This is a genomic window from Dyadobacter sp. BE31, assembly GCF_031457695.1.
In the GTDB taxonomy this organism is placed as follows: Bacteria; Bacteroidota; Bacteroidia; order Cytophagales; family Spirosomataceae; genus Dyadobacter.
The window spans coordinates 375,351-389,376 of record NZ_JAVDXA010000004.1 but is presented as its reverse complement, the minus strand read 5'-3'; the positions used below and the strand labels follow the sequence as shown (position 1 = coordinate 389,376).

General features: G+C 50.9%; 13 protein-coding genes. 6 read left to right on the top strand and 7 right to left on the bottom strand.

Annotation, left to right across the window (positions count from 1 at the left end):
- Nucleotides 1-3 precede the first annotated feature (3 nt).
- The 3 genes from rlmB to J2Y43_RS22265 all read right to left on the bottom strand — a co-directional run bounded on the left by rlmB (nt 4) and on the right by J2Y43_RS22265 (nt 3,008).
- Nucleotides 4-777: a 23S rRNA (guanosine(2251)-2'-O)-methyltransferase RlmB gene (gene rlmB / locus J2Y43_RS22275; RefSeq protein WP_309987208.1), complete on the bottom strand. Its 774-nt coding sequence runs from the start codon at nt 775-777 to the stop codon at nt 4-6.
- Nucleotides 753-1,967, bottom strand: coding sequence for a GWxTD domain-containing protein (locus J2Y43_RS22270; RefSeq protein ID WP_309987211.1), 1,215 nt, complete (start codon nt 1,965-1,967; stop codon nt 753-755). The genes rlmB and J2Y43_RS22270 overlap by 25 nt, the downstream gene beginning before the upstream one ends.
- 150 nt (nt 1,968-2,117) lie before the next feature.
- Nucleotides 2,118-3,008, bottom strand: coding sequence for an SDR family oxidoreductase (locus J2Y43_RS22265; protein ID WP_309987214.1), 891 nt, complete (start codon nt 3,006-3,008; stop codon nt 2,118-2,120).
- 84 nt (nt 3,009-3,092) lie between these two features.
- Here J2Y43_RS22265 and J2Y43_RS22260 point away from each other — a divergent pair, with 84 nt between their 5' ends.
- A complete protein-coding gene (locus J2Y43_RS22260) occupies nt 3,093-3,803 on the top strand; it encodes a DNA alkylation repair protein (RefSeq protein ID WP_309987217.1) in 711 nt (236 codons plus the stop codon).
- Here J2Y43_RS22260 and J2Y43_RS22255 read toward each other — a convergent pair whose 3' ends face one another.
- Nucleotides 3,804-4,724, bottom strand: a complete 921-nt coding sequence (locus J2Y43_RS22255) for an aspartate carbamoyltransferase catalytic subunit (protein ID WP_019940609.1) — start codon at nt 4,722-4,724, stop codon at nt 3,804-3,806.
- Nucleotides 4,725-4,882: 158 nt separating this feature from the next.
- Nucleotides 4,883-8,497, bottom strand: a complete 3,615-nt coding sequence (locus tag J2Y43_RS22250) for a CotH kinase family protein (RefSeq protein WP_309987220.1) — start codon at nt 8,495-8,497, stop codon at nt 4,883-4,885.
- A 352-nt stretch (nt 8,498-8,849) separates the two neighbouring features.
- Between J2Y43_RS22250 and J2Y43_RS22245 the strand changes: the two genes are divergently transcribed.
- Entirely contained in the window at nt 8,850-9,296 is a 447-nt protein-coding gene (locus J2Y43_RS22245) for a transcription elongation factor (protein WP_223403596.1), read from the top strand.
- Here J2Y43_RS22245 and J2Y43_RS22240 read toward each other — a convergent pair.
- Entirely contained in the window at nt 9,293-10,006 is a 714-nt protein-coding gene (locus tag J2Y43_RS22240) for a YebC/PmpR family DNA-binding transcriptional regulator (RefSeq protein ID WP_223403594.1), read from the bottom strand. The genes J2Y43_RS22245 and J2Y43_RS22240 overlap by 4 nt on opposite strands.
- 115 nt (nt 10,007-10,121) lie before the next feature.
- Here J2Y43_RS22240 and J2Y43_RS22235 point away from each other — a divergent pair, with 115 nt between their 5' ends.
- Nucleotides 10,122-10,580, top strand: coding sequence for a GNAT family N-acetyltransferase (locus J2Y43_RS22235; RefSeq protein WP_309987228.1), 459 nt, complete (start codon nt 10,122-10,124; stop codon nt 10,578-10,580).
- A 386-nt stretch (nt 10,581-10,966) separates the two neighbouring features.
- Entirely contained in the window at nt 10,967-11,923 is a 957-nt protein-coding gene (metF, locus tag J2Y43_RS22230; protein ID WP_309987231.1) for a methylenetetrahydrofolate reductase [NAD(P)H], read from the top strand.
- Between the two features lie 50 nt (nt 11,924-11,973).
- Here metF and J2Y43_RS22225 read toward each other — a convergent pair whose 3' ends face one another.
- A complete protein-coding gene (locus J2Y43_RS22225; RefSeq protein ID WP_090377922.1) occupies nt 11,974-12,294 on the bottom strand; it encodes a heavy metal-binding domain-containing protein in 321 nt (106 codons plus the stop codon).
- Nucleotides 12,295-12,465: 171 nt separating this feature from the next.
- On the opposite strand from J2Y43_RS22225, the gene J2Y43_RS22220 reads away from it, so the two are divergent.
- Both J2Y43_RS22220 and J2Y43_RS22215 read left to right on the top strand, forming a co-directional pair.
- Nucleotides 12,466-13,044 carry a nitroreductase gene (locus J2Y43_RS22220; RefSeq protein ID WP_223403588.1) on the top strand — a complete coding sequence of 193 codons (579 nt, stop codon included), beginning with the start codon at nt 12,466-12,468 and terminating at the stop codon, nt 13,042-13,044.
- 2 nt (nt 13,045-13,046) lie between these two features.
- Entirely contained in the window at nt 13,047-14,024 is a 978-nt protein-coding gene (locus tag J2Y43_RS22215) for an ABC transporter ATP-binding protein (protein ID WP_309987240.1), read from the top strand.
- The last annotated feature ends 2 nt before the right edge of the window (nt 14,025-14,026 follow it).

Genomic DNA, 14,026 nt, shown 5'->3' with positions numbered 1-14,026 from the left:
TTGTCAGATCTTTATCCTCTGCCTCACAGCTTCATACAGAATAATAGAACTCGCAACGGATACATTCAGCGATTCCACTTGCCCGGCGAGCGGGATTCTCGCGCCGCTGTCTGCGAGGTCAATGAATTCTTTGGAAATACCATCTTCCTCTGAGCCCATGATGATCACCGTTGGGACAGAGAAATCAATATCATAAAGCGATTTGTCTGTTTTTTCAGTACACGCAACGATCTGCAAGCCGCTGTTACGCAGGTAGGTCAGCGTTTCGTACAGATTAGGTTCGCGGCAAATGGGCAGGAAGTTTAGCGCACCCGAAGAGGTTTTCATCGCATCGGCATTGATTTGTGCACCGCCTTTCGTGGGGACGATGATCGCCTGCACGCCTGCGCATTCGGCCGTGCGCGCGATCGCACCGAAGTTACGGACGTCGGTAACGCGGTCGAGTAGGAGCAGGAGCGGGGTTTTGCCATCCTCATACACCTGTGTAAGCACGTTGTGCAAAGGCATGTACTGAATGGGCGATACAAATGCGATTACACCCTGGTGGTTCTTGCGGGTTACCCGGTTCAGTTTCTCAACCGGTACACGCTGATAAGGTACGCCAAGTTCTTTGGCGAGTTTTTCAATCTCCGCAAGTCCGAACTCGCGCTGAATAAATAACCGTTCGATTTCTTTGCCCGAACGAAGGGTTTCAAGTACCGACTGCGTACCAAAAACCATATCGGCCTGGGACTGTCTGGGGGCTGGTTTTCTTACCGTATACTTCCGTTTCTCCATGCTTCTACTACTGGATACCAAATCGGCTGGTACTCGGCATAGCGAACCAGTTCATAATGATCATCCACAAATTGATTGTTTCTTCTGTTAAATGTAAAATTGACGTTTTGGGCGTTGCCTCTGTGATCGTACGTCCACACCTCGCGGTCTTTGCTGCGCTGTACTTTGTCTGGCGGGCCCAACACGATGTAAATCATTCCTTTGTCGGTTTTCCAGCCTTCTTTGTAGGTGGTAAAGAGCTGGTTGGCTTCCTCGACGCGCCCATAGAATGAACGGATCGATTGCTGCGCAAGTGGTGCATTACCGTTCATGAGCGTTAGCCAGTATTTATCCAAAGCCTTTTTATAATCCTCGGCCTTCTTGATCTCGTTGATCTCGTTGTTGGTGCTCATGTAAAGCAATGGACCAAGCAACAATTGCGGGCGCGTAACCTTAGGAAAGCGCTCATTCACCACCAGAATACCAAGGCCTTCCGATTGAGTGGTGTCTGCGAAAATATTGTAAAGACCTTCTTTCGTGAATCGCAGCGGCTGGTCGGCGCTGATCATGAAAGTACTATCCACTTCGAGCGATTTGCTTACGTTCTTCGGAGCGATGTTCATCGGCGATCCAGCCGGTTCGAAATCATGATTGTAGTAGTAAACGTGCAGCTGTTCGGCGTTTTCGCCGGCTTTTTTGATCGTAAACTGCTCGTTGGAACTGATATAATGTCTCTGCAATGGCTGCGTCGAATTGCCTGTGTAAACGCCGTACATCTGGTTTACAGCCAGCTTTTTGAAACGGATCGTGAGGTCGTTCAGTACTTTTTTCAACGTCCCGGTCTGGCTGATTTCGCTAAGGAGCACACCGTAGTCGCGGTTAGGGCTTTTAAGCTCATAGGAGATCACGATCTTATCGCCCATGCGGGAAACGTTTGTCGAATCGAGCTTCACGTTGCCGTAACCCAGTCGTTCGCGTGTTCCGTAGTCGGAATAGATGACGTAATTGAGATTATACAGCTTTACAAAATCGGCGACGCCCATCGGATTTTTTCCTTTGAAGGCATCCACATACAGAAAAACCGACGTCTGCGTCGTGTCTTTCAACAAATACTTGCTTTGAATAGCCACCAGAGAGAGCTCCTCATTCACCGGTGCTGGCGCCTGCTGTTGCTCCGTCGGCCGTACCTGCGCCTCGGGAATCTGCTTCATAGACTTATTGGATGATGCGCACCCGGCCATCACCAAAACAGACATTATATGGATACAAAAGCGAAGATTTGTTCTCATGTACGTGTATTCATCGTTTGTCAAATAACGAACGAACGGGCAAAATTACCCAATAAAACGGTAATAAAATTTTTATTCCGGACTCTTACCGCCACGGGTAGCCGATTTGATCTGCTCCTCGATGGCATCCCACTGATTGTCAGTGATTTCTTTCAGGAAATTGAATTGGCCTCCGGCCAGTACTTCACCGCCGTCGAGTGTGATCACTTCACCCGTCATATAGGCCGAGAAATCTGAAATCAGATAGGCAGCCAGATTGGCCAGTTCCTGGTGCTCGCCCGTCCGCGCGAGGGGAATGCGGTTTTCGAATGCGAATTTGGTAGCGAGTTCTTCCGGGAACAGACGATCCCAGGCTCCCTTTGTCGGAAACGGGCCGGGCGCGATCGCATTGAGGCGTATGCCATGCCGTCCCCATTCGAATGCGAGCGACTTGGTCATCGTGAGTACGCCGGCCTTGGCCATGGCCGACGGTACAACCCAGCCCGAACCGGTGGTGGCGTAGGTGGTTACGATGTTGAGTACCGAGCCTTTGATATGGTTCTCAATCCAGTATTTACCCAAAGCCAGGGTAAAGTAGTAGGTGCCGCGCAGCACAATATCGACGACGGTGTCAACCGCTTTATAGGAAAGCCGCTCGGTAGGACTGATGAAATTCCCTGCGGAGTTATTGACCAGTCCATCAACCTGTCCGAATGCTTCAACGGCTTTCGCGATCACATTTTCGATCTGCTCGGTTTTCCGCACATCGCATGCTACGTAAAGAATCTTGCCGCCTGTGCTCTGGCTGAGTTCCGACGCTGTTTTTTGGAGGACATCTTCTTTTCTGCTGCAAATGACCACATTCGCGCCGAGGCGGAGGAAATAGGCGGCCATCGATTTTCCGAGCCCGGTACCGCCGCCGGTGACGATGATCGTCCGGTTTTCGAGCGCGCCGTCGCGGAGCATACCTTCGTTATAAGCCATGATGGGAGTATTTTTAGAATGGGATGAAAAGTAAATTTTTCTTTAAAAACATTATATTTTGAATGAAAAACAAATCGCCCGGAAATGGAGCAGGTGAAGGAAATCATGAACGAGCTGGCGATGCTGGCGACGGAGCAGACGCTTAAAACGATGAAGAATCACGGGGCAGTTGAACCGATTTACGGTGTCAGGATCGGGGATATGAAGCCGATTTTGAAAAGGTATAGAAACAACCACCAGCTGGCGCTCGAATTGTTCAAAACTGGTAACTCGGATGCGATGTACCTGGCCGGGCTGATGTCGAAGCCTGCATTGATGACGCCCGAAGTACTCGACGAATGGATTGAAGGCGCTTCCTGGCATATGATCAGCCAGTATACGGTTGCCTGGAACGCTGCGGAAAGCCCCTACAAATTTGAAATGGCCCGGAAATGGATCGAATCCGACGACGAACTCACGGCGGATGCCGGATGGGCAACCTGGGGCTACGTTATGGCATTGACACCGGACGATCAGCTCGATAAGCAGGAAATTGACGGGTTGCTAAACCGTGTCGAGCGCGAGGTACATTCGGCGCCAAACCAGGTCCGATATGTTATGAATGGCTTCGTGATCGCCGTGCGCTCGTATTATGCGCCGCTGGCGGAGAAAGCGATGGAAGTCGGCAAAAGGATCGGGAAGGTGAAAGTCAACCTGGGGAATACCGAATGCAAAGTGCCTTACTCACCCGATTACATTCAGAAAGTATGGGACAAAGGCCTTCTCGGGAGAAAGCGAAAAGAAGTAAGATGCTGATTATTGCTGAGCCAGAAGGTAAAGCACGGCCATTCTCACGGCCACCCCGTTTTCTACCTGGTTCAAAATAATGGAATGCTGGGAATCGGCCGCATCAGAAGAAAGCTCCACGCCGCGGTTGATAGGGCCCGGGTGCATGAGCACGATTTCCTTGTCCAGCTCGTCGAGCATGGCCTTGTTGATGCCGTAATACAACGAATACTCACGCAGCGACGGGAAGTATTTGATCTGCTGCCGTTCCAGCTGTATACGCAGCACGTTGGCCACGTCGCACCATTGCAGCGCCTCTTTTACATTATGCCCGATTTTTACACCGAGTTCCCCCAAATGCTTAGGGATCAATGTAGAAGGGCCGCATACCATCACTTCCGCACCGAGTTTTTGCAGACAGAATATGTTTGACAATGCCACCCTCGAGTGGGTAATGTCGCCGATGATCGCGATTTTTTTACCTGCCAGGTCACCCAGTTTTTCACGCATCGAAAACGCATCGAGCAGCGCCTGCGTCGGATGCTCGTGTGTGCCATCGCCCGCATTCACGACGTTCGCAGGGATGCGCGTCGAGAGGTAATGCGGTGCGCCCGGACTGCTGTGACGCATCACGATCATGTCCACTTTCATGGCCAGGATATTATTGACCGTGTCGAGCAATGTTTCTCCCTTTTTGACCGAACTGCCGGAAGCCGAAAAGTTAACCACATCGGCAGAAAGCCTTTTTTCCGCGAGCTCAAAAGAAAGTCTGGTGCGGGTGGAGTTTTCGAAAAAAACGTTGGCAATGGTAATGTCGCGAAGGGAGGGGACTTTCTTGATGGGCCGGTTAATGACTTCTTTGAACTGAGTCGCTGTATCTAAGATAGTTTGAATGTCGTTCTCGTTCAGGTTTTTGATTCCAAGTAAGTGCCGGACCGAAAGTTGTGTCATTGGTTGTATTCAAGAAAGTTTGGCAAAGATAATAAGGAAGCGGTCAATGCGAAAATTCGGGCGAAATTTTGTCGAACTCAAAATCATTTCCGGCGCAACGATCAGCGAAATAGCGAACCTCTGACCTTGGCGGACAAGGCCAGAGGTTCACGCGGCGTTTACTTCTTGATGAACTTGAGCGCGGTAGAAGTGCCGTCGTTGTTCTGAATCCGGATGAGGTATAGTCCTGATGTAAGGCTTCCCACAGGTATCGACGATCGCCCTTGCGCGGCATAACTGCGTAACCGGATTTTTCCGGAAACATCGGATATGATGTAGCTGAACCGGTCTTTCTGATTGAGCAGTTTGATATACAGGACATTATCGGCGGGGCTCGGGAATACACTTGCAGCAAAATCAGGGCGCCGTACCGACACCATATGCGAGTAAGTGTAGGAACGGTCGGTATCTGTCTGTTTGAGCCGGTAATAACTTGTTCCTGGAAGCGGCTGAGCATCTTCCAGGCGGTAGATATTAATGGCCCTTAATGTCCCCTTTCCGGTAATGCGGCCGATATTGCCCCACGTGCTTGCATCGTGAGAGCGCTCAACTTCGAAGTAGTCGCTGTTTTTCTCCTCGGTAGTAGTCCAGGTCAGCAACACCTTCTCCTCGATTACATTTGCATTGAAACTCACCAGGGTAACAGGCAGCGGGTTGGAGCAAGTTTGCACGGCAATGTCGTCGAGGCGCAGCTCATCCCTGGCCCCGGTGGCGATGGGATCCGTACAGTAATACCGCCATAGCAGCTGAACGTAAGGTTGTTCCAATGCGGCCGCCGGGAGCACCACCCAGTTGAGTACCTGCTCATGGCCCGCCGTGGCGGACCTCACATATTCTACCGGCTGGTTGCTGGCATTAAGCACGTCCGTGAATGGCCCCGTGTCGGAAATACGGTATTGCAGCCGGATCGCGTACGGCCTGGTGTTGGGTGTTATCGTGCCGCCGGTCCATTTTACGCTTACTTGTTTCTTTCCGATGGTATTCAATGCCAGAATCGCACCGCCGAGTTTCATCCCCGGGTAGCCTGGGTTACCGGCGGCATTACCCGTATTGATAAATGAAATGCCGGCATCTCCCAAACCATTGATCCGTGTGCGGCTGGTGAGATTGTATACACCATTGGTAAAACCGACGACGTTGGAGGTCAGGCCCGGGTCGTCGGTTTCCATGTATACAAACCGCATGTTATCGGGAAAGGTACCCGAGGCGGCCGAGGCAAGCCAGGCATTGAAGTTGTACACGCAAGCGCCCGCATCGAGGGGTGCAGGTACCTGCACGGGCGCCACATCCACGGTAAATACGGCCCGGAAATAGGGTGCGGTGGAGGAGGGGGCAAAGCTGATCGTTGCGGTATTGGAAACTACCTGGTTGGTGGAGTTTTCCCATTGCAGGAATTTGTACCCGGGCTTGGGTATGGCGGTTAATGCAATATTCACGTTTTTGAAATAAGTGCCGGTCCACGGATACGGGTTGGCCGCGATGCCCAGCGTTGTCGGCAGGATGTCGATCGTATTGACGCGTACGTAGCCTTGATCCGGGTTAGAAACGTTGACGGTAACCGACCGTTGGCCGTCGCTGAGGTTGAATTGACTTTGAATATGGCTCCGCGCAACGCCGGGCCGGTTGGTGGCGAAGTTTACCATCAGATTCACGTTCGATTCCCAGGTCGCATAGCTCGAAGGGCGGTTCCATCGCTCGATGTTTCTCGGTATTTCGCTCGCGATCAGGTTTTTGCAGACGTCTATCTGGGCAAGAAGCCGCGCGGGCTGGAAATGGGAGTTGATCAGGTCGGCGTAGCGGTTGATGAACTTGTTCCGGAAAGTAAGGTTAGGCAGTAGATATTGCAGCAGAAAATCCGGTGCGCCCAATGCTTTGGAAAACTGGTTTGCATCCACATCCTCGAAGCTCAGGTCCACATCGAACAGCGCCCACCGCCAGCGTCCGTCCCTGCCTTTTCCCGCTGACGGATTATAGGGTACTTTATGACGCCAGTAGTTGACGTTGCCGTAAGGCCAGTCCCAGTTGGCGCAGTAGAGTTCGAGAATGCAGTAGTCGATAAAATTATCCATATCCATCCGTGCCAACGCATAGTCATAATTGGCGGCGTCGGCCATGTTGTGGGTTTTAATGAAATTGGATAAGTCGCCATAGTGCCCCGAGTCGTTTTCAATGTCGGGGTCTGCAAAAAACTCGATATTCTCGGGTTCGAGGGCATAATGGCTTGCGAAATAGTATTCATCCTGCCGCTCCCGCAAATCGTGAATGCCCCAGTATTCGCCATTCAGGTAGGTGGTAACGGGCCGGTATTCCTGCAATTCCATATCCAGCCCCTTGGCGATCTGGTGGATGTAGGAGTCTTTCATGAGTGTTCGCTCATAATCATTTCCCGAATTCCGAAGAATAACTCTCTTGAAAGTGTGAAATGGCAATGCAGGAAAAAGCGGGTAATCGATATTGCTCTGCGAGGCATTGGGGCCGGTGGAGTACAGCCGGAAGCTTTTCTTGTCGTGCGTCCTCGACCCCTGCCCGTGAATGCGCAAGCCCAGGTCCTGGTTAATCACGACATTGCCGTTGATCAGCACTTCCACATTCGATGGAATTTCCGTGTGACGATAATAGTTACCCACCGGCATGCCGAACGACCCCGCACCGGGATTGGCGTTACGCCAGTCCACAAAATCCTTTCCCGCCACGCCAATGCCGTCCTCATAGTCGAACATATCGTCCGGGTCGGTTTTGATCGAGAATACGGCAAGCTGCGATTTCGGCTGACCGTCGGGCGTGAACAGGTACGTACGCGATTCAGTCTCGCTGGGCAGCTTCCCGGCTTCGTAAACCTTCGCGCGAATGACTGTGCCCTTGTACACCGGCTTTACAGGTACGAATGTGTAGGTAGGCGTGTTATCGTTCGTAGCCGAAATGGCTGCATACACGTCCGGCTGCGACGATTTGTCGGAAATCAGGATGCTAACAGGCGAATTCTGTTTCAGCGTCAGGAAATAGTTGGTGAAGGTAGGGCCCGTCGGCTGGCCGGGATCTTTCGGATATTGGTTTTTGTATTGATATGCCTTGCCGGGAGCCGTAATGTTGTCTTTATCGGGCTGCGAGCCATCGGTTGTATAATACACTTCTGCGCCCGGTACTGCCGTGGAAATTGTCAGTATAAAATTGCTTTGGAAAAAGCCGCTCTCGACACTCATCACCGGCGGGGACGCAAAACCCGTGTAGGAATTGGCCGCTACATTGCTTGCATTGGGCGAAGAAGGGGAGAAATACACGATCTCGGAAGCGCCATTGGTTTTCCGGCCGTAGGAAATGTCCGTTCGCTGTTTCGGAAAATCGATTTGATCGATAATCGTTTCATCGGGTGCTACCAGCAGAAACTGCTCGCCATCGCCGCTGAGGCCGAAGCCCAGGTGTTTGGGCCCGCGTGACGGTACGCCGCTCGCCCACAGGATCAGGAAGGAGCCCGGCTGGATCACAAGGTCGCCTGTGCCAGTCGGTAATTGAAATTTTTTCAGCTCACCCGCATCGTCGGTAACGTAATAGCCACCCAGGTCGACGGCTACCGCACCCGCATTGTAAAGTTCGATCCAGTCTTCATCGGAACCGGTCTCATCGAGATATGAAGAAGAATTCGAGGCCATTAACTCATTGATTTTGATAGACTGGCCCAGGCAAACGGTACATGAAACCCATACCGCCAGCGATAATGTGTAGTATAAATATTTCATGATAATAGAGGGGGATTTTTCTGATAGAAATTAAAATTATTGCGGGTGAAATGCTAATGAACTGGCAGTTATTTTGATGTATATTGACTGATATTCAGCGTGTTTGTTGTTAATGGCGTGCCTATTAAATACAGCTCTGGGAACCGTGAGAAATAGTTTTACAGAGGTTGCATTATTACGGTTTTTTGAAGGCCTGTAAATAGAAGTATTTATTGTCTGAGACTGATATAGTTTGATTTATTTGTAGAATGGTGGGTTGCCCGCAAGGCAGATAAGATATTGCCCGGTACCTCATTATATTTGCAACCTTCCGGCCACTTTCGCCGGAAGGTTGCAAATACTCTTCTGAAAAATGGATAAAGCAAAGGTGATCGCCCACGTAAAATCGCTTCTCGATGAGCGCATGCAGGTGGCGTGGGCTGCTATGGAAGCAGCGCAGGAATCGGCGAACGATCAGGGAAAGAGCTCGATGGGGGACAAGTATGAAACCTCGCGCTCGATGGGCCAGCTCGATCGCAATATGCACGCGCGCCAGTACGAGCAGGCACGCCAGGAACGACTCATACTCGAAAAGATCGGCGAAGGTGACGCGCCCGCCCGCAGCGCCGTAGGATCGCTGCTGGAAACAACAGCCGGCTGGTTCCTGATCGCGGTAAGCCTGGGGGCCGTTAAAATAGAAAATGAGACCGTCATAGCAGTCTCATCTTCGTCGCCCGTCGGTGCCTCGCTGTTAGGCAAAGAGCCCGGGACTTTTTTTGAATTTATGAAAAAACAACACCGGATCGTGGCATTGCATTAAGCCATATTGTGGAACACACGTACCACATCGTCGTCTTCTTCGATTTTCTCGATCAGTTTCTCGACTTCGGCAATCTGCTCGTCGCTCAATGTCTTGGTATCGTTCGGAATGCGTTCGAAATCCGCCTCCACGATCTCATAGCCGTTCTCTTCAAAATAATGCTGTAACGCACCAAATGCGGGGAACTCACCATAAATGTTGATAAGGCCGGTTTCTTCATCGAGGAATACCTCTTCACCACCCGCATCGATCAATTCAAATTCCAGCTCTTCGATATCTTTGCCGGTATTTTTGATCTTGAAAATGCATTTGCGGTCGAAGATAAAGTCGAGCATGCCCATTGTGCCAAGGCTTCCACCGAGCTTGTTGAAGTAGCTTCTTACGTTCGCAACGGTGCGGGTAGGATTGTCGGTCGTACTTTCAACGAGGATGGCGATCCCGTGCGGGCCGTAACCTTCATACACCATTTCCTTGTAATCCTCCTGATCCTTCGAAGTGGCACGCTTAATAGCTCTTTCTACGGTCTCTTTGGGCATGTTCACCGCTTTGGCATTTTGCAGCAGTACCCGGAGTTTGGAGTTGGTGGCCGGATCGGCAGTACCGTTTTTCACGGCAAGAACGATCTCCTTACCAATCCTGGTGAACGTTTTGGCCATCTTGTCCCACCGCTTGAACATCCGTGCCTTTCTGTATTCAAAAGCCCTTCCCATACTTATAATGTATTATTAGTTATTTTAATGTTGGTACCTTGGTATTTTCAATTGTGCCGCAAATTTATAAAAACGGTCAATATCAGATAAAATAAATTCTTTTACTCCAATTTTCATGGATTATCAACTCGACTGGCGCTTTCAAACATTCGACGAACTGACTACAACGGAACTCTACGCTATACTACGGCTACGCAGCGAGGTTTTCGTACGCGAACAACGGTGCTGTTATCTCGATGCGGATAACAAAGATCAGCGCAGCCACCACGTTTCGGGTTACCGCGACGGCGAGCTCATGGCCTTCTCGCGCATTGTTCCACCCGGTTTGTCGTACGAATATCCGGCGATCGGGCGGATCGTCGTTTCGCCGAAAGGCCGCGGGGCAGGGTACGGCATCGAGCTGCTCAACGTTTCCATTCAAAAACTGGAAGAATTGTATGGCAATGTCCCGATCCGGATCGGCGCTCAGCTGTACCTCAAAAGGTTCTATGAGTCGTTCGGTTTCAGGCAGTCGGGGGATGTTTACCTCGAAGATGCCATCGAACATATTGAAATGACGAGGCCAAATCAGTAATAACTACAAAATGTGTAACCTTTTGGGGAATCGTTTCCCAAAAGTGTTGAAATAGTAAACACTGTATGTAACCGTAAAATGTGTTAAAACAGGGTTGAAACAGGATCTTAGAGGAAAATTGTAGTAACTAATCTACATTTCGATAAAAAAAGTTTGATATAAATTGCTCGTAAACGCTTTCTTTCCTAATTTGGCACAGAATTTTAGTTATTAGTATTCAGTCAAGCAAATTGTTGCTTTGGGACTGACGCCCTGTCAGCAACCCAATTAACATTTTTGACGAACACTGATAGAGGAGGGTTTACGTGGAATGGCCTACTGTAATGCGGTAGGCCATTTTTTTTGCTTTCTTTGTACTCCTTTACAACACACCACATCATTCCCCAATGACCAAAGTTACCGAGTACATTCGCCGCGCGGAGGGAAAGACCTTATTCTCCATCGAGATCATTCCCCCACTGAAAGGTCAGAATATCAATGAGCTGCTGAATTCTATTGAGCCTTTGATGGAGTTCAATCCCCCTTTTGTAGACGTGACGTACCACCGCGAAGAGCTGATCGACAGGGTCGGTCCGGACGGCAGTATCGAACGCATCCCCATCCGCAAGCGCCCGGGTACCGTCGGCATTTGCGCGCGCCTGATGGAACGCTTCAAGGTGGATGCGGTGCCTCATGTGATTTGCGGCGGCTTCACGAAAGACGAAACCGAAGATGTGCTCATCGACCTGCATTACCTGGGCATCGACAATGTGCTCGTGCTGCGCGGCGATCCTGAGAAATCGGCAGGTGTTTTCCGGCCGAAACCAGGCGGGCATACCTACGCCTCAGAGCTTGTCACACAGGTAGATAATATGAACAAGGGAATCCTGCTCCACGCGGAAACCGAAATGTCACCGACCGATTTCTGCATCGGCGTAGCCGGCTATCCCGAAAAGCATTTGGATGCAGCGTCGTTCGATTCGGATTTTGCGGCTCTAAGAAAGAAAATCGAGCTGGGCGCCAATTACATTGTGACGCAAATGTTCTTCGATAACCAGAAGTATTTCAGTTTCGTAGAACGCTGCCGAGCCGAAGGTATCACCGTGCCCATTATTCCGGGTTTGAAACCATTATCGACCAGAAAGCAACTGACGGTCCTGGCGGACATTTTCCACCTGGAATTTCCGCAGGATCTGGTCAAAGAAGTTGAAAAACGTGCGAACGATAAAGAAGTGCGTCAGGTAGGAATCGAATGGGGCATTCAGCAATGCAAGGAGCTGCTGGCTTACGGCGTGCCTGTGCTGCATTTCTATACCATGGGCAAATCCGACAACGTGTCGCAGATCGCCCGCGGCGTATTCTGATAACCGCTTGCCGCTTGCCATGCACCGGGTGCGGCAAGCGGCCTCAGCTATTACTCATAGCACACCGCAGTGCCGTTGGCGCTCACCATGAGCATCGAGCTTCCGTTTCCAATCGTTTCGAGGTCGATATCCACGCCGATCACCGCATTGGCGCCCAGGCGCTGGGCCTGCTCCATCATTTCGCGGATCGCAATGCTTTTGGCCTCGCGCAGGCCCTGCTCGTATGAGCCCGATCGCCCGCCTACGACATCGCGTATGCCTGCCAGGAAGTCTTTGACGAAGTTGGCCCCGATAATGGCTTCACCATTCACCAGTCCGATATACTTAGTGATTCTTTTACCTTCGATATTCGGGGTAGTAGTAACAAGCATGCGATTTCAGGTTTGATTGGTGTTGATTTTGGCCGGCCAAATTACAGGTTTTGTAGAAGAGGAGGCTGAAAATAATGGTTTAACGGCAAAGTAGCACGAGTTCTGGGTAAATTTTGGGTATAATCGTTAGTTTTGCCCCCTGACCAATTTTGAGTAGTAAAACAATTTGTAATGGAACAGACAGTAGAAACCATTAATCATATCATCCGCACACGGCGGGCCATTTTTCCACCGAACTACATTCAGAAAGAGATCCCGCAGGAGGTCATCGAGAATATTCTTGAAAATGCCAACTACGCACCTACCCATAAGCGCACCGAGCCCTGGCGCTTCATCGTGTTTCGCGGCCAGGAGAAATTGCAGCATTTGGCCAGCTTTTTCATGGAGCGTTACCGCAACAACACACCGGCTGAATCCTTCTCACAAGCGCGCTACGAGGCTGCGGGTGAGAAGATCCTGAAATCGGCTTGCGTGATCGCGATCAATGCGCAGCTCCACCCGAACGACCTGCCCGAATGGGAAGAAACCGCAGCGGTAGCCTGCGCAGTACAAAATATGTGGCTTACCGCTACCGCTTACGGAATCGGTTCGTATTGGAGCAGCCCCGCGGTATTGAAGGAGCTGGGCGAGTACCTCGGCCTGCCCGAAGGTCAGAAATGCCTCGGCCTTTATTACCTCGGCTACCACAATGCGCCTGAAACGCCGGTACGCCGCAACAGCACCATCGAAGAAAAAATCACCTGGGCCTGAGCATGAAACAGTCCCGACCGACCTTGCGCGCACAGCAGATCACCAAAACATTTGGTAGCGACACAGTCCTTGCCGGCGTTGATATTGACCTCGCACCGGGCGAGTGGCTGGGTATCCTGGGCGAAAGCGGGTCGGGGAAAAGCACCTTGCTACGCATTTTGGGGCGTTTCCTGGATGCGGAGCAGGGTGATGTTTTTTTCAAAGGGCAATTACTCAAACCAGTCGCGAGCGAGCTCATGCCCGGCCACGAGGCGATACGGCTCATTCACCAGGAGTTCGAGTTGTTTCCTAACCAGACGGTCGAGGAAAATATCGCCTATTCCCTGCGCTTTTACGAGCCCGATTACCGCCTTGAAAAAGTTGCAGAGCTTTTGGAAACCACCGCATTGAAAAACGTCAAAGACCGAAAGGCCAAATTGCTTTCCGGTGGCGAAAAGCAGCGCACGGCCATTGCCAAAGCGATTGCGGAACTCCCGGATGTACTTTTGCTCGACGAACCTTTTGCGCATTTGGACAACCACAACCGCCGCGTTCTCGCGGACGCCATCGAGCGCCTGCGCAAGCAGCAGAAAATGAGCTGCATATTCGTCACACATGAAGCCGCTGACGCATTGGCCTGGTCGGACAGGATAGCGGTGCTGCGCGATGGCCGCATTATCCAGATCGGAACGCCGCAGGAGGTGTACAACAATCCCGTCAACAGCTATGTAGCCGAACTGACGGGTGATATTAACTGGATCACCGGAGATAAACACCCAAAGCAGTTTTACATTCGCCCGGAAAAGATCAAACCGACGCGTAACCCGGAGAAAAGCCGTTGGGTAGGCAAGGTAGAAACCATGCGTTTTCATGGCAACCACTGGGAGATCCGTTGTATAAAAGGAAAGGAGCAGCTATCCTTTTACCGAAACAAACCGGACCTCGAAATCGGGCAGGAAGTACATTTGACCTACGCTTCCAAAGACCTCAAAAGCATTTAATA